This is a genomic window from Legionella stuttgartensis (genome assembly GCF_977063405.2).
This window is the reverse complement of the sequence record NZ_CDRUHA020000063.1, coordinates 1-24,902: the sequence shown is the minus strand read 5'-3', so window position 1 is coordinate 24,902 and position 24,902 is coordinate 1. Positions and strand designations below refer to the sequence as shown.

The window sequence follows — 24,902 nt, the reverse complement described above, 5'->3', positions numbered from 1 at the left end:
AATCCTTAGTGCTCGTGGCTTGCGCCATCCTTTCCTAACTCTGCTTTCATAAAAAAGCTATTATTGCTGACATAGCGCTGGCCTGCATCAAGCCCCGAAACCACTTCGACCCATTCATCATCCCTTTGGCCTAAAATAACAGGCGTTGCCTCAAAATAATCTCCTTGCTGGATAAAAATTACTTCTTTCTCATCCATGCGCTGAATAGCCGACAAAAGTATGGCAACTGGAACCGTTTTTTCTTTAATGGTAATTGCGGCATTAATGTACATCCCAGGCAACCAAACACGAGGCTCATTAGAAAGAACTGCTCGTGCGAGCGTTGTTTGACTGTCTTCAATGCCTAAGGGCGCAATGTAGGAGATGGTGCTGATGGATTTTGGTGTTCCTTCATCTCCAGTTACCACCACACTCATTCCTTGTTTTACTAAAGGCACCTCTTTACGATATAAGGTAAAATCAGCCCACACAGTAGCCAAATTAGCCACTTCATAAATAGGTTTGGTGCTTTGCGCAAGCTCCCCATTGGTTGCGTATTTTTGCACGATGGTTCCGCTCATGGGTGCATTAATTGTATAATTTTGTAAACTTTCGTTACTCTCAATCGTAACTAATACCTCCCCTTTGGTGACTTCATCGCCTAAATTCTTAGTCATTGATTTAATAATGCCTGAATAGCGTGCATAGATGGGAGCTAAGGTGTCTCGATTGGGAGCAATTTTACCTACGACTTTAAGTTGAGTTTTAATTGTTTGGCTTTGTGCCTTAGCCGTTTGAATGTCTGCCGCTTTTAGAATGGCTGGCACCATTTTAATGCGGCCTTCATAAGTCGCATAATGCCAGGTATAGCGTTTATCCTGAAGCTCTAATTGAATGCTCACATCAAAAGAATGAGGCTCTTCAATCACCTCAACGCTTTGTAAAAAATTCTCGACAGGAGTGAACGCAATTGCTTCTTTTTTATCACCAAATCGCTTTAACTGAACGGTCAATTGCGCTTTCCCAGGCGCGATAGGCTCACCATTCTTATACAAATAAGCGCGAAAATGCGGTGGCATGCCCCGTTCAAAAATTAAAAACTCAAGGGCTATATCTTCATCCTTAAACAAACGCCCACCTTGCGGACCCTTTTCCATGGTTTCTTGATGATTTTTTTCTTCATCGCCATGGGATTCTTCATTTGTTGCCCATAACGAAAAGGAACTCAACCCCAATAACAGAATTATAAAGGGCATGCAGGATAGGAATGGCTTTAAAACTCTCATTTACTCTCCTTAGAAGGCGCTAATCCTAAAAGCCCGGTCAGTTGAATTAAGGCTTTATGATAATCAGCATGAGCTTGTTGGTAATGACGCTCTTCTTCATACAACGAATTAAGGGCTGTGGATAATTCAATATACGTATAACGTCCCATTTGGTAGCCATCCTGTGCCAATTTGATTGATTTACGCGCCAAAGGTAATAACGAATTCGTCACCAAGCTCGCCTCATAATGACTTTGTTCGGCTTGTAGAAAAGCCCCATAGACATTTTGACGCACATCAAGGCGTGTACCTTGAAGCTCATGAGCCGTTTGGGTGTATTGTGCCTCAGCGGTTATGATTTTTCCTTGATTTCTATTGTAAACAGGGACTTCTGCAAAGGCTGAAGCCACTGCGGCATTACTGCCATCATCAGAGAAATGACGACCGCCTAATTGAATGTTTAAATCCGGCCACACAGATTTTTTAACTGCAGTAATAGTCGCACGCTTGGCGTGTAATTGCTGTTGAAGCTGTACTAACTGAGGGCTTTGCGGTAATTTTCTAAGTAACACAGCCCAGTTCAATGTCACTCCAGGAAGACCTTTATCCACTAATTGTCCATCAACTCGTAATCCATCACCTAATAGACGCGCCAATTTCGCACGCTGAAATAATGCATCCCTTGCAGCTTTATTTTCTTGAATACGCGCTTCGCCTAAGCGCACCTGGGCCAAACGTAAGTCTAATTCCGCTCCAGCGCCTGCCTTAACTCGACGCTCGATTGCGCTTACGATGTCTTGATTGAGGCGAATAAGTTTTTGGGTGACTTGATGCCATTGACCCGCATAAAGTGCATCCACATAGGCCACACCAACTGCCACATAAAGTATCGCTTTTTGTACTTGAATTTGGGCAAGAGAGGCTAAGTAATCTGAATAGGTTGCTTTTTTCAGATACTGCAACCGATTACCCAAAGGGATGGGCTGGGTCACTGATGCCGTAGTTTCTGCCGCCTCATAACTTGAATAACTCCCCGAGCCGCCAAAGTTTTCTGCGGTTAAAGTCACTTGAGGATTGGGATAAAGCCCACTTTGGATAAAAAAACCGCGCATGGCTTGTGCTTTATCTATTTCGGCCTGTAATTCGGGATTATTGCGATAAGCAATGCCCAGGGCTTGTTTGAATGTCAAAGGGGTGGCCGCGAGTGCCTCACTCGCTACAAGGCTCATTGCACTCCACACAACATAATAAAATAAATAACGCATTCCCTACCCTATCAAATCCTTGTCAAACCTTTCGTTCCAGTGTACCTTGATTTTGGGCCTTGATACACCTTATTGCTAAAAAAACCAGAAAATCATAGCATTAAGTCACTGAAATGATTACCAAACTGGTATACACTGATCTTTATAATCCATTAACTTGTTTATCCTATGCACCTACGATTATTATTTGTTTTTTTAATAATCTTGACTGCCGAACTTAAGGCTCAGTCATTAACTATTGGAATAGTAGCGTATGACCCGCCGTTTTCAATGAATGCCGACAAAAATCATTTCTTTGGATTTGATGTTGAGCTCATAACAGAGCTTTGCAAGCAAATTAAAGCTCAGTGTCAATTGAAACCCATGCTGTTTGACGAGCTGTTTACAGAATTAAAAGCGAGTAAAATTGACTTGGGGATAGCGGCAATTATCATCACCGACGAACGACAGAAAACCTTTCTCTTTAGTCTTCCCTATCTGGCAAGTGCAGCACGTTTTATGACCACAAAAAACGACTCAATTACATCTCTTAAAAAACTCAACAATAGATCAATAGGCATTATCAGAGGCTCTCTCTTCAAACAACTCATTACTCAGAAATTTAAAACCAATAGGGTTAGAGAATATCCTTCAACTAATCAACTCATCACTGCCTTAAATCAACAGGAAGTGGATGCCTTGCTTATGGATGACTTTTCGGCTGATTATTGGATAGCCAATAATAACACCTTGTTTAAAGGATTAGGTAAACCCTTCCCCGTCGGCATCGGTTATGGAATCATGGCCAAAATGGATTCTAAGATGCTAATGAACCAAATCAATCAAGCCTTAAAACATATCGAAAAAAATGGATTTTATTTATCTTTATATCAAAAATATTTTCACACCATACCCATGCATTAAAATATGAATCACTAACGGTTATCTTAATGTCAATTTTTTAATTTAATTCGGTTTAGTGGTGTCCGTGACCATGACCACGCGGGTGATACCCACCAAATACACGTTTAGGCTGTTTATTGTTTTTTGAATCTTCCTTATTAATAGAAGAAGCGCAGGAAGCCAACAAAAACATTAAAGAAATGAGCACTAATACATATGGGGTTACCAAACTAGATTTTTTCATCATTCGCATCCTTGGAATAACTCACTTGCTGTTATTTTTTAATATCATTATTATGGATGAAATAAAAGTAAATTGTACTCCTTTGGTTTTATATTCATTCAATATAAAAAAAACGGAGTTAAATTGATGAAATTTTATTCCCGTCAACACCGCACAGGAGGCGAATATGAAAAAAGAGGTTTTTATTTCAATCTGTGGCGGCCTTATTTTTTCGTTATCCACACAAACAATCCTGGCCGATGAAATTCCCAGTCGCACCTTACCTATGTCTGAAATCTTGAAAATTCTACAGACTCGCGGTTATAGCGTAATAAGAGAAGTTGAATTTGATGATGGTTTATATGAGGTGGAAGCCTTTGATGAAAAAGGGATTCAGCTTATTATTCGAATGAACCCAAATACAGGGGACTTTATCAACACCAATTTAAAAACCAAGAAATACCCCATCTCAATGCTTGAAGCGGCGCAGAGAATTGAGGGCGCTGGCTATCATACTATTTTCAAAATTGAAGCGCACGGCAGTCAGTATGAGGCAAAGGCCCTTGGTACAGAGGATAAAAAAATTAAATTACGCATCGATGCTAATTCTGGCAAAATATATATCCTTGAATAAGAGAACTAGAGTTATTAATTCTGCAACATTTAAAATTTTTCAATAAATAAAACAGCCAACCTATTTAAGTTAAGCTTAAAGAAATTTAAGACTTGACATCCTCTATCCTTATCCCAAGAGCCATCACGAATCAGCTGATGCCTGCAATGCTGCCTGTTTTTTAAATCCAAGGAAGGCTTAGCATGCACAAGATAAATATAATGACGTCATAAGAGATTTTCCAATCTAATATTTTAGATTTTTGCATCAGGGCGCAAGTTCCGGAGCGCTAGGCCACTTACCATCAAAAGTTAGCGCTTATTTTAACAAAATAATTTGTTTTCATATAGTTAGCATTAAGAATTTGAATGCTTAAGTTACAGAAACGGAGCAAATGTGAACTAGAACCTCCTTTCTGTAAAATAGAGGCTAATAAAGGCAGATAATCGCAAAATATCCCACACAATAAATACCCAGCCAAAAATTTCTTTGAAAACTTCTCGTGAACTTTTAATAAAAGGGTCCCAAAAATGCTTGAATAAATACATGATGTTCATGTGACATAAAGTTGTTATAGTATTTTCATACAGATAGATAACCAAAGTCTTTCTTTATTAGTAATTAATTTTCCAAATACTGCTAGAAAAACAAATAGTTCTATTCAATGTCTAGAGTGAATTCTTTAAAAAAATTTATTTTTAGGTAACAATGGCACTTTAATACTAGGGCGTGTTTTTAAAGTTTCAGCCACAATATAATACTTACTAGAGTTAGTGCTCCTAGAAACATGATAGCTGTTTTATCATAATGTGTAGCAATTCTCCTAAAACTTTTGACTCGATTAAAAAAACGCTCAACGTAATTACGCTCTTTGTATATATGTGTATCATGCTCTATAGGTATGATGCGATTCTTTTTGGATGGGATGACCGCCGTGATTCCTCTATTTTTCAACTCCCCGCGAAATTCATTGCTATCATAAGCCTTATCGGCTAATAAATACTCGGATAGTTCATCACCGAGCAATTCCTTTGCTGTTTTTATCTCACTGTCTTGTCCAGGTGTTAAAATAAAACTCAAAGGCAATCCAAAAGAATCAACCTTTACATGGATTTTTGAGCTAAAACCACCTTTGCTTCGGCCTAGTGCTTGTTTCTCTTGGCCGCCTTGAGCTCCAGCCGCATGTTGATGTGCTCGAATAACGCTACCATCCATCATGTGCCATTCGTGATCGCCATCTTTTTTTTAAAATTTCAAGTATTCCATTGAAATGTCCATTTTTAACCCATCGATTATAGCGACCATAAACACTTTGCCATTTTCCATAATCAGGTGGCAAATCTCTCCAAGGCGCGCCAGTCCTGATAATCCAGCAAACCGCTTCGATAAATAATCGATCATTTTCACCATGACGACATTTGGGCGCATGTGAGCTTATAATAATGGGAAAAATTATTTAAAGGAGAAACCATGTTAAAAAAGTAGCGTTTACCATGTATCCTGTCGAAAATTTAGATCGAGCGATGGATTTTTATAAAAAAAATCTTGGTTTAATACCTAGCAAAATATCTGCGAATGGTCATTGGATAGAGTACGACTTACCCCAAGGCGGATGCTTTGCAATCACAACCCTTGCGGAAGGTGTTAAACCAAGTGCTGTGTCCGGGGGTAGTATTGCTTTTGAAGTGGAAGGTTTGGATTCCTTAACGCAACAATTAAAAAAGAATGGGGTAACATTCAAATTGGATACTTTTTCATCACCCGTATGTAGAATGGCAATTATCATCGATTCTGAAGGAAATGCTATTACACTGCATGAGCTCAATCAATAAGTCTGTATACAAAGGATAAATGATGATGTTTGCTAAATGTTCTGTATTTATTGCTACAAGTCTTGATGGCTTTATTGCAAGAGATAATGGTTCTATTGATTGGCTAATGAAAGCAAATGAGCTTGTGCCCCCAGGTGAGGATGGTGGTTATAAAGAGTTCATATCTACGGTCGATGGACTCATTATGGGGAGGCATTCTTTTGAGAAAGTCTTATCATTCGACCCTTGGCCTTATGGTGAGCTTCCTGTCATAGTGATGAGTAGCAAACCTATAGAAATTCCTGCTCATTTAAAATATGTTTCAGCATCTTCCGAAACACCCATCGAGCTCGTTAAGCGGTTAACTGATGAAGGATTTAAGCATCTTTATATTGATGGAGGAATAACTGTCCAAAATTTTATAGCCGCGAATTTAATCCATGAATAACAATAACCATCGCACCAGTCTTGCTAGGTTCTGGTCGTTCATTATTTGTACATTTGACACAAGACATTGAACTGGAGCATCTTGAAACCAAATGTATTGGCGGTGGTTTTGTTCAGTTGAAATATCGGATGGCTGCGGTACAGGCGAACCCATAGCACAATTTTTAATTAAACAAGGATATAAAGTAACGGGCATTGATGCAAGTCAAAAAATGATTGAGCAATACAAGATAAGATTCCCAGATGCAAAATGGCTACTTGCTGATATGAGAACTTTAGATTTACAAGAGAAATTCGATGCGGTCATTGCCTGGCATAGTTTCTTTCATTTACCTCATGATGATCAACGAAAAACATTAAAATCTCTTGCTTCTTTGGTAGAGCAAAATGGTTTATTAATATTTACTTCCGGACCCGAGTACGGGGAAGTCTGGGGTGATAATGGGGGATATGATTTATATCATGCATCCCTTTCGTCTGAAGAATATACTCAAATTCGTATGCGTTCGGCTAAATACACCTACCACTGAATTAAAAACCGCATAAACTGAGCTTCTCAAAAAGAGGAGCTAGAAATGAAATCAAAAGAAGAATATTGGGAACGGTTATTTAAAGGATATGAACGAAGTGGATTATCGCAAGAAGATTTCTGCAGTGAGCAAGGGATTCCTATTGCAAAATTTAAGTATCAATGGCGTAAAAGGATAGCGTCAGGAAGTCAGAAGTCCGAGGCAGATAAGCCCAGTCATTTTGAACCGATACTGATTAGTAACAAGGACTCTGTTCATCAGGAGACCCTAACGAGCCAATCGATTATTATCCAATTTCCCAATCAGATTAGCTGTGAAGTAAAGATGGATATCAAGAGCAAAGATTTTTCTTCCTTACTGAATCAATTGAGGTTGCTATGCTGATTCCAGAAGAAGTTCAGGTTCATTTATATTGCGGTATTACTGACATGAGGAAATCGATTAATACCCTGGCGATATTAGTCAAAGAAGTATTCGACATGGAACTTGAGACAGGGCATTTATTTTTATTCCGTAGTCGCTGTGGTTCGAAACTCAAAGCCCTTTACTATGAGGAGTGTAGCTTTACCTTATGGTATCGGAGGTTAGAGAAAGGAAAATTCATTTTCCCGCGTAATACCCAAGGCCATATTGAGTTAACCAAGGACCATTTAAATTGGCTGATGGCTTCTAATAAATACACGTTTCACCAAGGTGAAATCCCTGTAATTTATCGTGATTTTCATTGAAAAAAGCTGAGATAATCATGGTGGTTATGGTATAATTCCACCATGAAAACGACTCCTGACAACTCCATTTGTTCTCCAGAATTTCAAGCAATTCTTGCCCCACTTCAAGATGAAAATCAAGCCTTAAAACAAGAAGCCCAGGAATGGAAAGAGAAATACCATCATCTTCTTGAGCAATTACGCCTGGCCAAACAACAGCGTTTTGACCGCTCTTCAGAAGCGAATGTGCTTCAAGGTGAATTGCAATTTGATGAGGCAGAACGCATAGAAACTACAGAGCTACCTCAAGAAGAAAATACAGTTACTGTAAGCTACACCCGTAAAAAACCAGTACGACGCCCATTGCCAGAACATTTACCCCGTGAAATGATAGAGCACGATATCCCAGCAGAAGAAAAGCTTTGTGCTTGTGGATGTATGAAGCAACGTATTGGTGAAGAAGTAACGGAGCAGTTGGAGTATATCCCTGCAGAGCTTAAGGTGATTGCGCATGTTCGTCCAAAATATGCTTGCAATCGCTGTGATGAGGGAGTGAGCATTGCCTCTCTACCACAACTATTTCTTCCTAAAAGCATTGCAACCCCAAGTCTTGTAGCCCATACCATTATCAGCAAATACGAAGACCATTTGCCTTTATATCGTCAGGAGCAGATGTGGGCTCGATTAGGTATCGAATTACCAAGAAACACTGTATGTGGCTGGATAATGGCGGCTTCTGAAGTCTGCATGCCGATGAGGGATGCACTTGTGCAAGAACTGATTACTTCGAATTACCTACAGGCTGATGAAACCACAGTGCAAGTCATGGATGAGCCGAATCGAAAAAATACCAGCACCAGTTACATGTGGGTCTATCGTAATCACAGACCCGATAAAAAAGTGATTCTCTTTGATTACCAACAAACAAGGCAAGCGCAGTGGCCCAAACAAATCCTTAAGGATTTTAAAGGTTATCTACAAACGGATGGCTATAAAGGTTATGATTGGGTAGATAATCATCCAGATATTATCCATTTAGGCTGCTTCGCTCATGCAAGGAGACCTTTTGCCCAGTTGGTGAAATTAGCTAAGACCACAGGAAAATCCCATCAAGCAGTCGCTTATATCCAAAAGCTTTATCTCATTGAAAAAATAGCGCGGGATAACTACTACACAAACCAACAGCGTTATGAACTTCGTCTGGAAAAAGCAAAGCCTATCCTTGATGACATTAAAATCTGGCTGGACAAATCTCTAAAAACGGCTGCGCCCAAATCCAAATTAGGCGATGCTTTAGCTTATATGCATCAACGATGGAGCGAGCTTACTACTTATCTATTAGATGGGGCTCTCGAAATAGATAATAATCTTGTGGAAAATCTCATCAGACCCTTCGCTTTGGGTAGAAAAAATTGGCTGTTTTCGGGTAGTCCAAGAGGTGCTCATGCCAGTGCTCTATTTTATAGCCTCATCGCAACTGCCAAAGCCAATGGGCTCAATCCTTTCAATTATCTAAAAAATCTTTTTGAATATATCCGTTCTTGCAGAACAGCAGAGGATTATATCGCGCTCCTACCTTATGCTCCTAATCCCAAGTAAATAATTCAACCCGTATTTCCCCGAACGCATACTCAAATTCTTCTAAAGTGCCATTTTAAAGTCCTTGTACATAACATTAGGGATCCTGATTGTGGGGAAGCAACTGTTTGGGTTGCTCAAAAAAACCACATTACTCCAGAGTAAAATGAAAAAAACTTCTTCAAATCTTATACTCAAAAATAATGGGATATCTATTTGGCATCATAGGAGATTTTTTAACACCAATTTTGATGCATCCCATTTTCTTGTAAAATGGTTCAGCACCAGGATCGCTCCATAATTTGAATCTACTAACACCATTTGATTTAAAATCTTCTACCATCATAGACCACATTTTTTTACCGAAGCCTTTACCAATATAATCTAGATCAATAAAAAAATTATCCAGTTCAGACTCTTTATTTCTGATGCTAAAACTATAAAAACCCATCACCTTTTCGGGTTTTTCAGTATTTCTTTCACAAAAAAGTTGCACTGTATTTTTTTCAAGATAGTCTGTGGTCATTTGAAAAAGCTGCATGAATTTATCCATAAATGCTTTATCATATCCCCAATAAGATTTTGAGCGATACATTAACTCATTGATCTGTTTTAATTCATGGACACCAGCTCGTACACATTTTACAATCATCTAGACCCTAACAATTTTTAATAGAAGCGCTATATCCGAATCGCCATAGAGCCAGTATTTAGCATCATCAGTATATTTCAGCCACTAATTTTACATCATACTGAGGCTACTGGTAAAATCGAAAACCAAAACTTTATCCTCTAAAACAATGACTATTGAACAGAATGAATTAGAGATTAAAAATAATCTACATCAAAGCATTACATGGGGACAACCTATTCCACTTTCCCCAATCTTAGCCCCTGACTGTCCTTACCCAGTTGAGGCACTTCCCTCAATTGTTAAAAAAGCCGTAGTAGACTATCAACAATATGGACAGCAACCTCTGCCTTTGATTGCATGCAGCGCCTTGGCTAACATGTCTTTATCATGTCAATCACTTGCCAATGTAGCGCGAGACAACTATTTAATTAGTCCTGTATCGCTTTATTTTTTAATTGCCAGCGGCTCTGGCACCCGAAAAACTGCTGCAGATAATGTTTTTTCGAGGGCAGCGCGTCACTGGGAAACACTTATTCGTAAAAGGCGCGAACCTGAAGTGTTGTCAGCGCTAACGCAACACCAAGTATGGCAAATGGAAAAAGACAGTTTATTCTCCCAAATCAAACGTGCAACCTATACGGGAGAAGACTCGGATTATGCCAAAGAAATGCTTGATGAGTTAATTCATCAAGAACCGGAAATTCCTTTGCAACCCACTCTTTATTTTGAAGATGCTACCCAAGAAGCACTGGCTATTCATTTAGCCCAAGGTTGGCCTTCTGCATCCTTATGGTCTGATGAGGCAGGCATCATCTTGGGTAGCCATAGCATGCAAGGCAATCCAACTCGTTTTGTAGCATTGCTTAATCGTTTGTGGGACGGTAAGACGTTCACAGCACATCGTAAGACAACGCAAGGATTTACCATTGAAAATCGGCGTTTAACACTTAACTTGATGATGCAACCGCTTATCTTACAACAACTTACCAAGCAAGCATCCGGTATTAGCCGACAAAGCGGTTTTTTAGCTCGTTGCCTTATGGCTTATCCTGCCAATAGTATGGGAAATCGATTTTACCAAGAGCCGCCTGCCTCTTTACATTCTCTAACCCATTATGAGCAACGCGTCACTGCCTGCTTAAACCAGTCAGAACAATTAAGCCATCAAGGTTGTATTCAACTTCCATTGTTGAAAATGAGTATGGCCGCAAAACAACAATGGATTTTATTTTTTAATGCAGTGGAAGCTGGGTTAAAACCTCAAGGCCAGTGGGTCGATGTCGTTGATTTCGCGTCAAAGGCCGCTGAAAATACAGCGCGGCTTGCAGCACTCTTTCATCTTTTTGAAGGACGCCATGGGGATATTGGTGTAGAGCATACCGAAAATGCCATTGAAATAATTAGTTGGCATTTGCAAGAAGCACGACGAATTATGCCTACTGAAACCGTTTCTTTGCAGTTTTCCGATGCCCTAAAACTTATGGACTGGTTTATTGAAAAAAATATTAGTTCAACAACCTTACGAACTATTCAACAATTAAGTCCATTGCGAGATAAAATAAAACGCGACCAAGCGGTTGAATTATTAGTGGAGCACAATCAAATACGCATTGTAAAATCAGGTTCAAAAACGATGGTGGAAGTGAATCCACGCGCATGCAAAGTGCCAACATGAGTTTTGTTTAATACTTTTAACTTTATCACACCAATTTACAGGAGAAACTCGTGCCCTTTAACATGCTAAAAGAATGGTTGAACAAGGAAAAAGAAAGGGGGATTGAGGATCCTTCCTGTGCTGTTTTAAGTACTTGTAGCAGCTCTAGCGAACCTCATAGTCGAGTGGTGGCCATTCGGGAAATTGAAACAGAGAGTCTTTTATTTTTTACGCAGCAAAAAACACGCAAGGTTGCTGAATTATTAAATAACCCTAAATCCTGTTTAAATTTTTTATTTGCGATGCAGAACCGACAAGTTATTTTAGAAGGTACAGCAATCCCCATTTCTCAAGAAGAAAATGAAGCTTTTTGGAGTACTCTTCCTCGTGAACGCCAATTGAGATTCTCTGCTTATGCTCCTACTTCAGGACTTGTCATTAAAGATTTAAACCAATTGGAAACCAGGAAAAAAGAATTGAGTGATCAATTTGCAGGACTTCCTATCCCTATGAGCGAGTATTATTTCGGTTTTCGCTTTATCCCAGAAACATGGATTTTCTACACGGTCGGCTCTATTTCTTTTTCTGAAGTAATTCGCTATACGAAGATAGAAGATTCTTGGAAATCAGAATTAATTTCCCCATAGGTGATATCATGTACATGCTTTGTTTTTGTGTTCCAGAAACCCATTTAGAAATTGTTAAAAATGCTATTTTTGCTACAGGCGCAGGGAGTGTTGATCATTATCAGCATTGTGCTTGGCAAACATTGGGTGAGGGGCAATTTATGCCATTACCTGGAAGCCATGCTTTTATTGGGGAAATCAATCAGCTTGAAAGAGTACCTGAATATAAAGTAGAAATTATCTGTACTGAAGAGCAAATCACAGTGGCTGTTGCGGCCTTAAAGAAGGCTCATCCCTATGAATCACCTTCTTATCAAGCGTTTCGGGTTGAGAGTATCTAATAATAAACAATGCTTCCAATATGAACCAACTTACATTCAAATAAGGACCTAAAAAATGTTACCCAAAAATGCCAGTTTGGGACATATAGCCCTAGCAGTTAATAAACTTGCTGAATGTGAGCAGTTTTATAATTTATTGGGATTGCAAACAGAACTTAAAACGATGGGCTACGTTTATCTTACAGGCAATAGCGACAATTGTGAAATTGGGGGAAAATCGTTGAATCTAACGCTCTAATATAAATAAAAATGTTCTCTTGTATGCCACTTTTATCACGATCGTTACTTCCAATACGGTTGTAACCTAAAATAGTAGCGACGATGCAAAATTTTATTCACGAACACTGCGCAAAATTTTCTCACCATGGTTAATGAGCAACGAGATATGTCCTTCATGATCCAAAACTTTTAGTGAGGCGTTAGGGATTAATTTTGCATAAAGATTGGCATGAGCTAACGGAGCTTGTTTATCTAATCTACCTTGCCAAATGACAACAGGGCACTTTATATGGCTCATATCAAATCCCCAAGGCTTTAGGCTTAATTGAATTTCTTGAGATACGCCTGTAATACCACCTTTAAAAGCCTCTAACGATGATTGGATAAATAAATCACCAGCTTCTGTGTCACCTAAAATACGCTGATCTACCTCTGACATTTTACTCGTCATTTTTTTTAATATCCCGGGTTTTTTCAGCATCAAAAACATGAGATTTACCATGACGGTAGCAATTGGGGGTATTGCTTTAATCATTTTATTTATAAACCGCTGTCCTCGTCCTAGACTTGCTGTAGCCTCAGGTATTTCAAAAGGCCCCATACCTGAGACAATCGCTATTTTATTTAACCGATGAGGTATTTTATATCCACATCCTGCAACAAAAGGAGCTCCACCAGAGTGACCTATAATAGAAAATTTAGGGATACCTAAGTAATTGGCAAGAGCCTCAACATCATCAGCCCATGAAAGAATAGTGCGCGTTGGATGTTTAGAAGATAAACCCATTCCTGGTCTATCAATACTAATTAATCGATAATGATTTAAACATGCTATATTTTCCCAATGCCCAGCCTCAAGCCTAGAACCTGGAAGTCCATGAAAATAAAAAACTACCTCTCCTTTTGGATCTCCAAACTCAGCATATCCAAGTGTTCTGCCATCGTTTAACAGAATAGTAGAATTAGTAAAGCAAATTTTGGTATTCATAATAATTTCCCAGAAAGATAGTGCTCTACTGATGCTTCTATCAGCAGAGCAAGATGATCACGATAGCTTACGTTCAGCAAAAACTCTCATAGCAGCTACCAAATAATCAACCAAACCAGGGTGATATTTATTATAAAATAATCGAAAATCTGGATGGTCCAGGTACATTTTTCCAAGTCCTAAATATGTCTCCTTTGTTGGTGTCCAAAAATTATTAACCCAATCGTAATGTTCTTGGATTAATGCCTGAACCTCATCCGAATCAGTCCTAACTCCTTTTGCTAATGCATTGGCCAGCTCAAGATTAAGCTTTTCACCCGCATTTTTAAACTGTTCCCAATTTGATTTTTTCCAGTGAGAAACACGCGTCCAACTATCATCAATTTGCTTTTGTGATATCACTCCTGTTTCGAGCATATATTTTTCGTGCTCTTGTTGTTTGATGGGATCGAAGCCATCATACATTTCCGCATCACGCATAATTATTTTTCCTCTTAAATGTGAAATGGTTTTATCAATCGTCTTGATGAGCGTTGCTGTTCGTTCAAGACTAGATTCCAAAGCAGATTTATGTCTTTTTAATGATTCTATTTTATCAAAATCATCACTACTCATAATCTGTTGGATATCATTTAGAGGAAAACCAAGCTCACGAAAAAATAAAATCTGCTGTAACATAAGCAGCTGCTCTTCTTTGTAATAACGATATTGATTGCCACCATAGTAGGCAGGTTTTAATAAAGCAATTTCATCATAGAATCGCAGAGTGCGGGTACTGACCCCTGAAAGCCTCGCCAATTGATTAATCGTGTATGCCATTTTGCTCTCCTCTAATTGACAACATACACGATAAGGGTTGACGTAACGGCAAGGTCAATAGATATAATAATTTTTTTAAACCTGTTAAAACGACCATTAATCCAGTCATCAAATTGATTGCATAAACTAAGTTAAATTAGCAAGTTTCTGTAGTTGTTATTTTTAAGAATCACTTCAGGTGCACACCATCAAATACCCTATTCATCATCAGCTTAAGTCCTATCTTCTGCTGACTCATAGACTTTATTTTTGTTTCGCTTGCCTACAGCAACAACAAGGAGAATCATTTTATTATCGTTAACTTGGTAGACCAATCTATAGCCAGCCTGATGCAATTTTATCTTATAGCAATCTTTAAGATGGCCACTAAGTTTGGCAGAAATAACATGCGGATTTTCCAGTCGCCGTTTTAATAGTTTTTTAAACTGTTCCTGCAACTCCTTCGATAGTTTCTTCCATTCTTTTAACGCAAGCGGATGGAAATGTAACTCATAGATCATCAAGCGCAACCTTAACTGGCGTAAAGGGCTCTGAAAGGCGTTGTTCTACAATGCTTTTTAGCTCGCTTTCGTCAACAGCATCCATCAGTTTTTCAAAAGTTTCTGCTGGAATTAAATAAGCAGCAGCTACATTATGGTTAAGAATCACCACGGGCATCCCATGCGCATCATTAATAAGTTTTGTGGGATTTTTCTTTAATTCGCTAATGCTAGCGACTTGTGTTGCATATAAAGTTTGCATTTTAATGACCTAAATAAATACCTTTATTATGACTTAATTATAGTGCTTTTTATAATAAAAGGTCAATCATCACGAAATTTATAAAGGGGATTAGGGAAGTTGAATCAAAAGATTATTTAAGTATCCCTAAGAAAAAATTTTAAGCAACATCTCTTTCACGATTGTGCGCCTGCTTGCGATCCCTTTCATTTAGGAGAAAGCCAATGAGATAAAAGTTGTTTTTTCTGTGTTAATTCTATTAAGTTACACCTTCATTTACATTTGATTTTTTATTTCTTATCCAGTCTTTAAGGCTTTCTAATGCACAAGTCCAATCCCAACCTTCTTCAAAAGATTCAAGAGCCTGTTCTGCCTGCTCAAACATATAATCAGCAACCTGCAAAATAAATTGCTTGTCTCTATCTTTATACAAGAACTCAAGCGCATTAATCATTTCATAAATAATGAATCCATACCCATTTTCTGTATAACGGATGTACTCAGGGAAATAAAATGCATAGTCAATGGCTTTCTTTATCTCTTCCCAGTCTCCATTGGCAAGTCGCATTCCAATAGATGCACTTAAAGCCCTCCATAAGACAGAATTATATTGTGCATTTAAAAGAACAATTTCAGCCAAATGTTCTTTAGTAAAAGAGTTTAAATACTTTTTCAGCTGATGCATATCCACAGGTGATTTAGGTCCTCTGTTAAGGTACCGAGATTTTTCAGAAGGCATTAACTTCCCCTTGATTTAAACGTTATTCTAATATTCACCCATTGAGCACCATGCTACTTTTGCTACTCGTTGACAAACGAGCATACCTATATTGATCAGATAATACAGTGTTCACAAGGATCATAACAATATTCATCGCATCAAAATGAATGCATTTATGTAGCAATATATTGCTACATAAATGCTACATATCGCTACAATTTCAGAGATTAATAAATTTCACTGGATCACGTCTTGTTTCTGCCATTTTCCTTATTTATAGAAAATTATTATAAATAAGGAACTCTTTGCAAAAAACAAAAGAACTTAAAAAAACAAAACATGAAGAAACCCAAGCCACAACTGAGGACACCCTCTTTTGCCTATTTCAGGATGTGTTTTTTCGGTGTTCTTAGTGTAGCGTTATGTAGCAATACAGTAGCACGAGTTTTGCTACAATTAATTAATCGGATTTATAACAGAAAAAACCGAATTACCCTATGATTTAATGGATAATTTTATCCATCAGGTTTCAATGATTTGATGGTCGTGTAGCAATGTAGCAAATACATTAAATGACAAATTGTTTAGGACATTTTGCGAATAAGAGTCTATATTTGATCCTTAAAGGATATATCGATTATAAAGAAAATGTTTGAGATTCAATCAACCCAAAAGTAAACATTTTCTAAAGCAAGAAATAGACCACGAAGGTTTATGCACATACTAAGACACTTCTGATAATTCTTAAAAAGTCTTAAATACGATAAGAATTTTTAAGACTTTCATTGTTAATGATTAGGCTATCCTATAGAATAATTCTTAAATCCTTTAAGAATTATTAAGAACTTATGAAAAAACACAACAATTGGCATTATGCCCGCCCCGAACTAGCTAAAAAATATCTCGATCTATTTGAAATAGGTCTAACCTCTGCCCGAGGATTATTTGCTAGACGAAGAATGGGAAAAACCGAATTTTTGAAACAAGATTTTATACCTGCAGCTCAAAAGGCAGGTTATATTGTCGTCTATAGTAATCTTTGGGAATTAGAAATTGATCCTGCAACAGCTTTGGTTTCCGAATTTTATAAGACAATTGAGCCAAAAGGATTTAATAAAATTTGGACCAGTTTAAACAAGCCTATAAATATTAAAAAAGTTAAGGCCTCAGGAAAAATTACAGGTCTAGGGGAAAGGACTCTTGAGACAGATTTAGCAGAAACAAAAAAAGGAACCAGTACTTTATTAATGGAAGCAATGAATGCTTTCGATAAAACAAAAGATCAAATGATTTTGGTAATAGATGAAGCCCAAGTTTTGGCATATGAAGAGAACTCTCATTTTGCTCATGCTCTAAGAGCAGCATTGGATATCAGGAAAGAGCGTATAAAAGTAATTTTTGCTGGCAGTTCGGAAACCACTCTAAGACGTATGTTTGGGGTTGCATCAGAGCCATTTTATAACTGGGCGCCTCTAGAACCCTTCGAATTATTAGGAAAAGATTTCGTATTGGCTATGGTCGAAAGGGTAAATAAAATATCGAAATACCCAATGAGTATTCATGACGCTCTTGATGCATTTGAAAAACTGAAGAAGACTCCTGAGTTTTTTCGAAGATACATAGAATACTATTTAAGTAATCCGGAGGAGGGCACGGCTGCAGCTTTAGCGGCTACTAAAAGCAGGGTATTTAGTGATGATAATTTTAAGCGTCAATGGGAAACGTTATTGCCGGCCGATAAAATAATAATGTCAATGATTGCCAATGGAATAAGTGACTTACATGGAAAACTAGCTTTGCAAAAACTCGGTGAAGCCCTTGGAATTGATAGTGTTAATAAAAATACCACTCATAATGCACTAAGAAGATTATCGAATAAAAATTTGATTACTAAAATTGATTTTGGAACTTATCAGTTCGAAGATGAGGCTTTTGCTGATTGGGTAAAGCATTTAGCTGATTAATTTTGAAATCAGCCCAATTAACAAATTAATTTGATATTTCCCAGGGAAGAATAGGTATCAAAAGTATCGCTTCTGAGAATAGCCACGGGTTTTTTATCAATAGAGCTCAATGAAAAATTCACAATTGTCCATGTTTCATTTGTTTGATCATTTACAAAATATACACGGTCTCCAATTTTAAAAGGATCGGTGGTTATTTTACTTGCCTCTTCAATAGATTGGGGTAAAAATTTGCTTATATGAGCCATTTAATGGATGCCTTTAAATTTTAATGAAATGTAAATTTTTTGAGAATTATACATATTAAGGTTAGAAGTGCAACGTCTAAGCAGATAATCCGTTTGCTATTAAAGATTGGGCATGTAAAAATTTTATGACACAAAATAGTAAAAGTACATGGACAAAGATAAGGATAGGAATCACATGAACGATATCAAGTCATTTAAAATAAAAAAAATAGTTCTTCTTAAAATTACTTTTGCGGCAATTTTTTCCTGCACGACACTCAATGCCTATGCTGGCTTGCAATCCTATCACATCAAATACCACAAAGACTCCAAAATAAACAATGTTTCCTTATCCAATACTGAAGTATTAATAGAGTTCCACCGTAGTGGCAATTCACTGGGAAGACTCCTGACAAAAACGAATGAGACTCAAGGCATCACCATCGACAACACTTATGGGAAAAATTTGGTTATTCACGTGCTATTCATCGAGAAAGAGGGAAAAAGAATACGATGTTGGGGAGTATCTGCTGCTAAAACAAATACCATTGAGATTCAATGTGATAAAGTGGTTTCATTGAAAAAAACAAAGGGAAACACTGGAGAGTCCACTGATTCAATCCATTAAATCACTAAGAGCTCTCTGGTTAACAAGTATTGACAAAAAGAACAACGTGGCATGACACTATGTAACCTGCTTGATTATAAGGAAATAAACAAAAATGGCCAATAAAATTCGTGGTAAAGTCAAATGGTTTAATAAAGACAAGGGTTTTGGTTTTATTGAAAGCAGTGGCAAAGACTACTTTGTCCACTTTAGTTCAATTCAAAGTGACGGCTTTAAAACACTTCCTGATGGGGCAACTGTTCTTTTTAAAATGGGAAAAGGACAGAAAGGACCTCAGGCCGAGGAAGTAGAAGTTATCTAATAAATGACCACTATTAGATCTAGGCAAAACCGTTCTGATGACAATAACACTTATTTTTTTACTGTATGAAACCATCAAGGAGGAAAGAAGTGAATCAACGAGTTGCTTTAGTCACAGGGGGCACTGGTGGTATTGGTACTGCCATATGCCAGGAAATGCAAAAGTTAGATTATCAAGTCATTGCCTGTTATTTTAAACAAGGCAATCATGATTTGGCGAAAGAATGGCAGAAAAAACAGGCCATGCAAGGCTTTGATATCGACATTGTCTACGCCGATATTTCTTCCTTCAATGATTGTGAGAAAGTGACCGAATTGGTCATCGAAAAATACGGCAAGATCGATATTCTAGTGAATAATGCCGGTGTTACAAACGATGCCACTTTGAAAAAGATGACTCAAGAACAATGGCAGAATGTCATCCATGCCAATTTAAATAGTGTCTTTAATATGACGAAAACCGTGATATCCACCATGTTGGATAATAGTTATGGACGTATCATCACCATTTCTTCCGTTAATGGACGCAAAGGTCAATTTGGCCAGTGTAATTACGCGGCCACTAAATCCGCATTATACGGTTTTACCAAAAGTCTGGCACAAGAAGTCGCAAAGAAAGGCATCACAGTGAATACCATCTCCCCTGGCTATATTAATACCGAGATGCTTGCTTCTCTGAGGGATGACATTTTAGAAGCGATTGTTGCTCAAATTCCTGTGGGACGATTAGGCAAACCCCAGGAAATTGCTCGTGTTGTTGCTTTCCTTGCAGAAGAGCAAAGTGGTTTTATTACCGGCGCCAATTTTGATGTCAATGGTGGGCAATACATGTAACTCACTCGAAAGTCCATTGAGCGTTTATATTTTAAAGCCGCCATCCACATAAAGGATTTGCCCAGCAATGGGTGCGGCTTTATCAGATGCTTAATAATATCCAGCGGCATGAAAATGGGGGGCTAAAAATTTGTACCTATTCCCTGGTTTTTCAATTTTGATAAGTAATGACCAATTCATTGCCCTATTGAGCAGCACCAATAGAATGCGGATTAGCAAAATCGACAATCAAGCGTTTTTACTCTTCATCCGTCCTTGACTCCTGTTTTATTGTTCAAGAAGAACGCTCTACTTCTGAAGCACATAAGTTCCCGGTGCCGCTGGCAGTGAGGGATTCATGACCGATGATGCAATGCGTTTTTTAGTGTTTTGCTGGACTAACCACGCATGCCATGCTTGCCACCAGGAGCCCTCCCGCTTCTCTGCCATCGCAAGCCAGCTCCCAGGATTTAAGTAAGCCTCGCCTTGTTTATGCTCATGAACACGATAAGAACGTCCTGAGTGGCCAGGTTCACTGATGATGCCCGCATTATGCCCACCGCCAGTGAGAACAAAGGTCACATCCCCTTCTGTCATAAGATGGATTTTATAGACGGATTGCCAAGGGGCTACATGGTCTTTTTCAGTGCTCACCGCAAAAACAGGCAACTGAATATTTTCAGCAGCCACCGGCTTTCCTTCAACGGTGTAACGCCCTTCGGCAAAATCATTCTTTAAAAACAGTTTTTCAAGGTATTCGCTTTGCATTTTATAAGGCATTCGTGTAGCATCCGCATTCCAAGCGGTTAAATCAATCATCCCGCGCCGCATGCCATGCATGTAATCTTGAACCATTTTGGACCAAATTAAGTCATAAGCACGCAACATCTGAAAAGAACCGGCCATTTGCTTGGTATCCAGATACCCTTGCTCCCTCATCATACTTTTAAGAAAATCCACTTGACTTTCAGTCACAAAAAGCATTAATTCCCCAGCCTCAGTAAAATCCCCTTGGGCTGCCACGAGGGTCAAGCTGTTTAAACGTTCGTCCTTGTCTCTTACCATCGCAGCTGCGGTAATCATGGCCAGGGTGCCCCCTAAACAATACCCCATCAGATTGATTTTAGTTTCTGGCAAAAGGGTCGACACCGCATCAAATGCAGCCATAGCTCCTTGCCGATAATAATCATCCATCCCCAAATCCTGGTCCTCTTTGTCAGGATTGCGCCAAGAAATGATATATACGGTGTGCCCCTGACTTACGAGCCACTTCACTAAGGAGTTATGTGGTGATAAATCGAGAATATAATATTTCATAATCCAGGCTGGTAAGATAAGTATCGGCTCTTTATAGACTGTTTTCGTTTGGGCCTCATATTGAATGAGCTCAATTAAATGATTTTGAAAGACCACCCGCCCTGGGGTAATAGCCACTTGTTTCCCAGGGATAAAATGTTCAGAACCTGTAGGTGGTGCACCGGTTAGCTTTTCTAGCCAATCTTCGAATGCGATTTGGCCTCCTTGGATGAGATTAAGGCCCCCAGTGCGCCTGGCTTCATGGAATAAATCAGGATTAGACCAAACAAAATTGGAAGGGGATAGGGCATCAAGGGATTGACGTGCCCAGAACGAAACAATACGTTCCACCTGGTTGGGCAATCCTGGTACGTCCGTTGTGGCGCGTCGCCACCAATCCTCCATCTGCAAAAATCCTTCGGCGAATAAACGCCAAGGCATGGGCTGCCAACTGTCTTTTTTAAAACGCACGTCTTTACCATCCGCAGCACGTTCAACACAAACGATATTATTAATGCAATCCTTGGCATGAAAAAACGGATAAAAAGCAAGTTCCCACAAAACCCCAGGGGATTGGGCCAATTGCCAAAGCCAGGTGGAATAAGAAGAGCCGATGGCAGCAGGACTTATTCCTGCCGTCCATTTAGCCAAGTTGGCTTGCACTAATCGAGTGAAAAATGGAAAGAAGTTATCGGAAGTACCTCTATCAGCCTGTGCACAACACGAGAAATCTACCCCTTCTTGCAATTCTTGACTCTGAGTGAGTATCCTTTCCTTAGGACAACATTGTTTTTCTGATCTCTTCATGGCCACGACATCCCTGGCATTATGCCCTATAATCAACACGATATAATACAGCATAGCACAAGATTTAACCCATCAATTCCGTTTAAGGAGTCTCTCTTCGGAAATAGAAAGGCTAAATAGTCACCCCTTGCTGTCTCCTTGACCAAACAGCGCTCCTACTTTCCTACAAGAAACATTTTCTCATAGATTTTGGTCAATAAAGCGGGGCTTATTAACTTATCCATTTTAGGCTAAATTATTTTTGGTAACCTAATTGGTGTTATTTTTTGATAGGAATGAAATAACATAAAGCTACAGCCCTTTGGAGTTCCTTTCCTCGATAAATTGCGTCATCTGTCCTACTGTTAACGGTTTACTGCTGTAATAACCTTGCACTTCGAAACAGTGACTTGACCGTAAAAAATTGAGTTGTTCTTCTGTTTCGACACCACCCACCACCACATTCAATCCTAATTCTTGCGACAAAGCAATCGTCGATTTGATAATTAAATTATCATTTTCTCTGAGATGAGCATCTTCAATTAAGGTTTGTTTCAGTTTGATGGATTGGACTGGTGAATTTTTTAAGTGAGATAAAAAAGAATAGCCTGAGCCAAAATTATCAAAAGCAAGCTTTACCCCCATATTGCGAAGCGTACTTAATGTATCTTCAATCTTTCCCAAAAAATTGACTGCCGTTGCTTCCGTAATTTCAAGCTCTAACCAATCCGATGGCATTTGATATTCTTGTAAAATGTGCTTCACAGAAGAAATAAACCCTTTGTGTTGAAATTGATGAAGCGAAATATTAATCGCCAGGGTGCAGTTGAAAGGAGCGTAACTCTTTTTCCAATCCACATACTGCCTACACGCGGTTCGTAAGACCCATTCACCAATTGGAATAATCAAGTTAAAATGCTCTGCAACGGAAATGAATTCATCAGGAAAAACAACACCTCGCTTGGGATGTTGCCAACGCAATAAGACCTCCATCCCAACCATAGAATTCGTTTTTAAGTCAACCCGAGGCTGATAAACGAGAAAAAACTCTTGTCGCTCCAAAGCAAGATGCAACTCGGTCCCTATTCCCAAGCGTTTTGAATATTGTTTTCTAAGAGACGGTGTAAAGATTTGGCAATTATTTCGACCACATTCTTTGGCGTTGTATAAAGCAATATCGGCATTCTTACGAAGGGTTACTGCCTCCTCACCGGCATCAGGAAAGTAAGCAATTCCTATACTTAGTCCAATCATGACGGTATGACCTTTAATAAGGAATGGTTGACCCATCTTTTGAATCATAGTATTGGCCACTAATTTTGCCTGTTGTGGATTATTAATTTCTGTCAAAATAACAGCAAACTCATCTCCTCCTAATCGAGCCACACAATCTTCTTCGCGAAGACTTGAGCAAAGACGCTTCGCTACTTCACGCAATAGACCATCACCGACATCATGACCAAAGCGATCATTCACATTTTTAAAAAAATCCAAATCGATGCTTAACAGAGCCAGATGACGACCGTATCTTTTTGACCTGGCAATCTCACGTTTTAAATCCAGTTCAAACTGCAATCGATTGGGTAATCGGCTTAATACATCAAAATGGGCTAATTTCGATAATTTCTTTTGTACGCTTTCTAAATCTTTTAGCGTTTTTAGCAGTTCAGCATTCTTTTTTTCCAAATCCTGGTTCAGTAAATGAAGTTCCCTTGTCTTATTTTCCAACAATAATTCGGCTTCCTCGCGTGCTTTTCTTTCGCGATAATAAGAGCGCTCAAATATTGCTTTGTTCTCATTACTCAAAGGTAATCTCCAAACGACAATGATCATCTTTTTTTAACATGCAGTGAGTCTGCTTAATGGTAATTCTCTTTTTAAAATGTTGAGCGGCTCCTTGGATGAGACCTATTGCAAAATGGCAGAGCCTTCTATGTGATCGATATAACATAACCAATTGTTTTGCAGCAGGCTCTTCATAGCTAATGGTAGGTAATGTTTCATCTGGGTATAACTTTTCTACTTCCACATGAATTGTTCCATCAATGCTTTTTAAAAATTCTTTTAATGTCATGTCCTTTTTTAAAAAAATTGCGTACTTACTCGATAAGATAGGAAACATGTATTCACCAAAGGCCTCTAAAAAAACAGAAGCGTGCTGATTGGTCCTCTTCGCAATGGCCTGAATCAATTGCTGAAGTTCTGTATCCGAGTAAGTGCCGCCTGCTGTATAACTTCCACCACTTGGAAGGTCTAGTGAGGATACGAGTTGGTCCCAGGTTTCTATGCCAAATTGTTCTATAATCATGTTATTTAAGGAGGTAAAAACGATACCTTTCATCTATGGTCTCCAGCATAAAACAAATCTTTAAATCCCTTTTAATTAAGTAGCACGTCATTTCTCAATACTAAAATTGGTTTACCTACAGATGAATTCCTCATGAGTCCGCTCAATTTAACTAAAGAACTCTAACCTACTTTAATTCCTGATAACTATCCAGTGAGTCAGGTATTATTTTCTTCTCCTAATCGTATCAATATAGTTCAAATAACGATTATTTACCGTGTTAAAAATTAACAATGTTAAAAATAACAAAATAGGATTTTATTACCATTTCCTAAACAAAACTCAAAAATGATAGACATACCGTGTGGCTATATATGAAGCATAGCACATATGCTTTTTGAATGAAAAAACAAACCGACTTAATTGTACTAGGCAAGCAAATTCGCAAAATCAGAAAAGAGAAAGGTTTTTCTCAAGAGGGTTTTGCCAATTTCATCGAAATGAATCGGGGTTACTACGGGACTGTGGAACGTGGCGAAGCCAATATAACCATTTTAAATCTTCTAAAAATTCTTAAAG

The 24,902-nt window shown here is 38.5% G+C and carries 31 protein-coding genes and 1 pseudogene; 17 read left to right on the top strand and 15 right to left on the bottom strand.

Annotated elements, in window-relative coordinates; genetic code table 11:
- Window positions 1–5: 5 nt before the first annotated feature.
- Together ACWTEW_RS23655 and ACWTEW_RS23650 are read right to left on the bottom strand one after the other, a co-directional pair.
- On the bottom strand, window positions 6–1,265 hold the full coding sequence (locus ACWTEW_RS23655; RefSeq protein WP_021460624.1) for an efflux RND transporter periplasmic adaptor subunit: 1,260 nt from the start codon (window positions 1,263–1,265) through the stop codon (window positions 6–8).
- A complete protein-coding gene (locus ACWTEW_RS23650; RefSeq protein ID WP_370569567.1) occupies window positions 1,262–2,473 on the bottom strand; it encodes a TolC family protein in 1,212 nt (403 codons plus the stop codon). Before ACWTEW_RS23650 ends, ACWTEW_RS23655 begins: the two co-directional genes overlap by 4 nt.
- A gap of 204 nt (window positions 2,474–2,677) precedes the next feature.
- Here ACWTEW_RS23650 and ACWTEW_RS23645 point away from each other — a divergent pair, with 204 nt between their 5' ends.
- Window positions 2,678–3,412, top strand: coding sequence for a transporter substrate-binding domain-containing protein (locus ACWTEW_RS23645; protein WP_032831349.1), 735 nt, complete (start codon window positions 2,678–2,680; stop codon window positions 3,410–3,412).
- Window positions 3,413–3,464: 52 nt separating this feature from the next.
- Here ACWTEW_RS23645 and ACWTEW_RS23640 read toward each other — a convergent pair whose 3' ends face one another.
- A complete protein-coding gene (locus ACWTEW_RS23640) occupies window positions 3,465–3,638 on the bottom strand; it encodes a hypothetical protein (RefSeq protein WP_154694749.1) in 174 nt (57 codons plus the stop codon).
- Between the two features lie 163 nt (window positions 3,639–3,801).
- Between ACWTEW_RS23640 and ACWTEW_RS23635 the strand changes: the two genes are divergently transcribed.
- Window positions 3,802–4,248, top strand: a complete 447-nt coding sequence (locus ACWTEW_RS23635; RefSeq protein WP_021460627.1) for a PepSY domain-containing protein — start codon at window positions 3,802–3,804, stop codon at window positions 4,246–4,248.
- A 714-nt stretch (window positions 4,249–4,962) separates the two neighbouring features.
- Here ACWTEW_RS23635 and ACWTEW_RS23630 read toward each other — a convergent pair.
- Window positions 4,963–5,451, bottom strand: a pseudogene (locus ACWTEW_RS23630) (IS5 family transposase); the annotation flags it as partial.
- Complete coding sequence (locus ACWTEW_RS23625) at window positions 5,432–5,593, bottom strand: transposase (protein WP_370569568.1); 162 nt, start codon at window positions 5,591–5,593, stop codon at window positions 5,432–5,434. The pseudogene ACWTEW_RS23630 and the gene ACWTEW_RS23625, both read right to left, overlap by 20 nt.
- Before the next feature lie 127 nt (window positions 5,594–5,720).
- Here ACWTEW_RS23625 and ACWTEW_RS23620 point away from each other — a divergent pair, with 127 nt between their 5' ends.
- The 6 genes from ACWTEW_RS23620 (at window position 5,721) to tnpC (ending at window position 9,321) form a co-directional block, all read left to right on the top strand.
- Window positions 5,721–6,059, top strand: a complete 339-nt coding sequence (locus ACWTEW_RS23620; protein ID WP_021460631.1) for a VOC family protein — start codon at window positions 5,721–5,723, stop codon at window positions 6,057–6,059.
- Between the two features lie 19 nt (window positions 6,060–6,078).
- Window positions 6,079–6,486: a dihydrofolate reductase family protein gene (locus ACWTEW_RS23615; protein WP_238400666.1), complete on the top strand. Its 408-nt coding sequence runs from the start codon at window positions 6,079–6,081 to the stop codon at window positions 6,484–6,486.
- A 91-nt stretch (window positions 6,487–6,577) separates the two neighbouring features.
- On the top strand, window positions 6,578–7,015 hold the full coding sequence (locus ACWTEW_RS23610) for a class I SAM-dependent methyltransferase (RefSeq protein WP_454783461.1): 438 nt from the start codon (window positions 6,578–6,580) through the stop codon (window positions 7,013–7,015).
- A gap of 45 nt (window positions 7,016–7,060) precedes the next feature.
- On the top strand, window positions 7,061–7,399 hold the full coding sequence (gene tnpA, locus ACWTEW_RS23605) for an IS66 family insertion sequence element accessory protein TnpA (RefSeq protein ID WP_454783460.1): 339 nt from the start codon (window positions 7,061–7,063) through the stop codon (window positions 7,397–7,399).
- Entirely contained in the window at window positions 7,393–7,743 is a 351-nt protein-coding gene (gene tnpB / locus ACWTEW_RS23600; RefSeq protein WP_454783459.1) for an IS66 family insertion sequence element accessory protein TnpB, read from the top strand. The genes tnpA and tnpB overlap by 7 nt, the downstream gene beginning before the upstream one ends.
- A 42-nt stretch (window positions 7,744–7,785) precedes the next feature.
- The gene (tnpC, locus tag ACWTEW_RS23595) at window positions 7,786–9,321 is read left to right on the top strand and encodes an IS66 family transposase (protein WP_454783458.1); all 1,536 of its coding nucleotides are present in this window, start codon (window positions 7,786–7,788) and stop codon (window positions 9,319–9,321) included.
- Between the two features lie 160 nt (window positions 9,322–9,481).
- Here the strand turns inward: tnpC and ACWTEW_RS23590 are convergent, their stop codons facing one another.
- Window positions 9,482–9,895 (bottom strand): GNAT family N-acetyltransferase, encoded by a 414-nt coding sequence (locus tag ACWTEW_RS23590; protein ID WP_454783457.1) that lies wholly within the window; start codon window positions 9,893–9,895, stop codon window positions 9,482–9,484.
- A 205-nt stretch (window positions 9,896–10,100) separates the two neighbouring features.
- Here ACWTEW_RS23590 and ACWTEW_RS23585 point away from each other — a divergent pair, with 205 nt between their 5' ends.
- The 4 genes from ACWTEW_RS23585 to ACWTEW_RS23570 are packed head-to-tail and all read left to right on the top strand — an operon-like array spanning window position 10,101 to window position 12,793.
- On the top strand, window positions 10,101–11,609 hold the full coding sequence (locus tag ACWTEW_RS23585; RefSeq protein ID WP_021460635.1) for a YfjI family protein: 1,509 nt from the start codon (window positions 10,101–10,103) through the stop codon (window positions 11,607–11,609).
- A gap of 50 nt (window positions 11,610–11,659) precedes the next feature.
- A complete protein-coding gene (locus tag ACWTEW_RS23580; protein WP_021582681.1) occupies window positions 11,660–12,235 on the top strand; it encodes a pyridoxine/pyridoxamine 5'-phosphate oxidase in 576 nt (191 codons plus the stop codon).
- 8 nt (window positions 12,236–12,243) lie between these two features.
- On the top strand, window positions 12,244–12,555 hold the full coding sequence (locus ACWTEW_RS23575; RefSeq protein ID WP_025520126.1) for a YqfO family protein: 312 nt from the start codon (window positions 12,244–12,246) through the stop codon (window positions 12,553–12,555).
- Window positions 12,556–12,610: 55 nt separating this feature from the next.
- Window positions 12,611–12,793, top strand: coding sequence for a VOC family protein (locus tag ACWTEW_RS23570; protein WP_011212541.1), 183 nt, complete (start codon window positions 12,611–12,613; stop codon window positions 12,791–12,793).
- Between the two features lie 93 nt (window positions 12,794–12,886).
- Here the strand turns inward: ACWTEW_RS23570 and ACWTEW_RS23565 are convergent, their stop codons facing one another.
- The 5 genes from ACWTEW_RS23565 to ACWTEW_RS23545 all read right to left on the bottom strand — a co-directional run bounded on the left by ACWTEW_RS23565 (window position 12,887) and on the right by ACWTEW_RS23545 (window position 16,040).
- Window positions 12,887–13,762 carry an alpha/beta fold hydrolase gene (locus ACWTEW_RS23565; protein WP_011212542.1) on the bottom strand — a complete coding sequence of 292 codons (876 nt, stop codon included), beginning with the start codon at window positions 13,760–13,762 and terminating at the stop codon, window positions 12,887–12,889.
- 57 nt (window positions 13,763–13,819) lie between these two features.
- On the bottom strand, window positions 13,820–14,581 hold the full coding sequence (locus ACWTEW_RS23560; RefSeq protein ID WP_011212543.1) for a MerR family transcriptional regulator: 762 nt from the start codon (window positions 14,579–14,581) through the stop codon (window positions 13,820–13,822).
- 212 nt (window positions 14,582–14,793) lie between these two features.
- Window positions 14,794–15,081: a type II toxin-antitoxin system RelE family toxin gene (locus ACWTEW_RS23555; RefSeq protein ID WP_011212544.1), complete on the bottom strand. Its 288-nt coding sequence runs from the start codon at window positions 15,079–15,081 to the stop codon at window positions 14,794–14,796.
- Window positions 15,071–15,322 carry a type II toxin-antitoxin system Phd/YefM family antitoxin gene (locus tag ACWTEW_RS23550; RefSeq protein ID WP_011212545.1) on the bottom strand — a complete coding sequence of 84 codons (252 nt, stop codon included), beginning with the start codon at window positions 15,320–15,322 and terminating at the stop codon, window positions 15,071–15,073. Before ACWTEW_RS23550 ends, ACWTEW_RS23555 begins: the two co-directional genes overlap by 11 nt.
- Window positions 15,323–15,560: 238 nt before the next feature.
- Window positions 15,561–16,040, bottom strand: coding sequence for a hypothetical protein (locus ACWTEW_RS23545; protein WP_021460582.1), 480 nt, complete (start codon window positions 16,038–16,040; stop codon window positions 15,561–15,563).
- An 830-nt stretch (window positions 16,041–16,870) separates the two neighbouring features.
- Between ACWTEW_RS23545 and ACWTEW_RS23540 the strand changes: the two genes are divergently transcribed.
- Window positions 16,871–17,986: an ATP-binding protein gene (locus tag ACWTEW_RS23540; RefSeq protein ID WP_021460581.1), complete on the top strand. Its 1,116-nt coding sequence runs from the start codon at window positions 16,871–16,873 to the stop codon at window positions 17,984–17,986.
- Between the two features lie 17 nt (window positions 17,987–18,003).
- Here ACWTEW_RS23540 and ACWTEW_RS23535 read toward each other — a convergent pair whose 3' ends face one another.
- On the bottom strand, window positions 18,004–18,234 hold the full coding sequence (locus ACWTEW_RS23535) for a hypothetical protein (protein WP_021460580.1): 231 nt from the start codon (window positions 18,232–18,234) through the stop codon (window positions 18,004–18,006).
- Window positions 18,235–18,409: 175 nt separating this feature from the next.
- On the opposite strand from ACWTEW_RS23535, the gene ACWTEW_RS23530 reads away from it, so the two are divergent.
- From ACWTEW_RS23530 to phbB, 3 genes are all read left to right on the top strand, one after another.
- Window positions 18,410–18,841 (top strand): hypothetical protein, encoded by a 432-nt coding sequence (locus ACWTEW_RS23530; RefSeq protein WP_021460579.1) that lies wholly within the window; start codon window positions 18,410–18,412, stop codon window positions 18,839–18,841.
- 94 nt (window positions 18,842–18,935) lie between these two features.
- Window positions 18,936–19,142: a cold-shock protein gene (locus tag ACWTEW_RS23525; protein WP_021460715.1), complete on the top strand. Its 207-nt coding sequence runs from the start codon at window positions 18,936–18,938 to the stop codon at window positions 19,140–19,142.
- A gap of 89 nt (window positions 19,143–19,231) precedes the next feature.
- Entirely contained in the window at window positions 19,232–19,975 is a 744-nt protein-coding gene (gene phbB, locus ACWTEW_RS23520; RefSeq protein WP_021460714.1) for an acetoacetyl-CoA reductase, read from the top strand.
- 288 nt (window positions 19,976–20,263) lie between these two features.
- Here the strand turns inward: phbB and ACWTEW_RS23515 are convergent, their stop codons facing one another.
- The 3 genes from ACWTEW_RS23515 to ACWTEW_RS23505 form a co-directional block, all read right to left on the bottom strand.
- Complete coding sequence (locus tag ACWTEW_RS23515; RefSeq protein WP_454783456.1) at window positions 20,264–22,057, bottom strand: PHA/PHB synthase family protein; 1,794 nt, start codon at window positions 22,055–22,057, stop codon at window positions 20,264–20,266.
- A 291-nt stretch (window positions 22,058–22,348) separates the two neighbouring features.
- Window positions 22,349–23,869, bottom strand: coding sequence for a putative bifunctional diguanylate cyclase/phosphodiesterase (locus ACWTEW_RS23510; protein WP_031297987.1), 1,521 nt, complete (start codon window positions 23,867–23,869; stop codon window positions 22,349–22,351).
- Window positions 23,835–24,377, bottom strand: coding sequence for a heme NO-binding domain-containing protein (locus ACWTEW_RS23505; protein WP_021460711.1), 543 nt, complete (start codon window positions 24,375–24,377; stop codon window positions 23,835–23,837). Before ACWTEW_RS23505 ends, ACWTEW_RS23510 begins: the two co-directional genes overlap by 35 nt.
- Window positions 24,378–24,724: 347 nt before the next feature.
- On the opposite strand from ACWTEW_RS23505, the gene ACWTEW_RS23500 reads away from it, so the two are divergent.
- Window positions 24,725–24,902, top strand: a 178-nt coding sequence (locus tag ACWTEW_RS23500) for a helix-turn-helix domain-containing protein (protein WP_454783464.1), incomplete at its 3' end; no start/stop codon positions are given.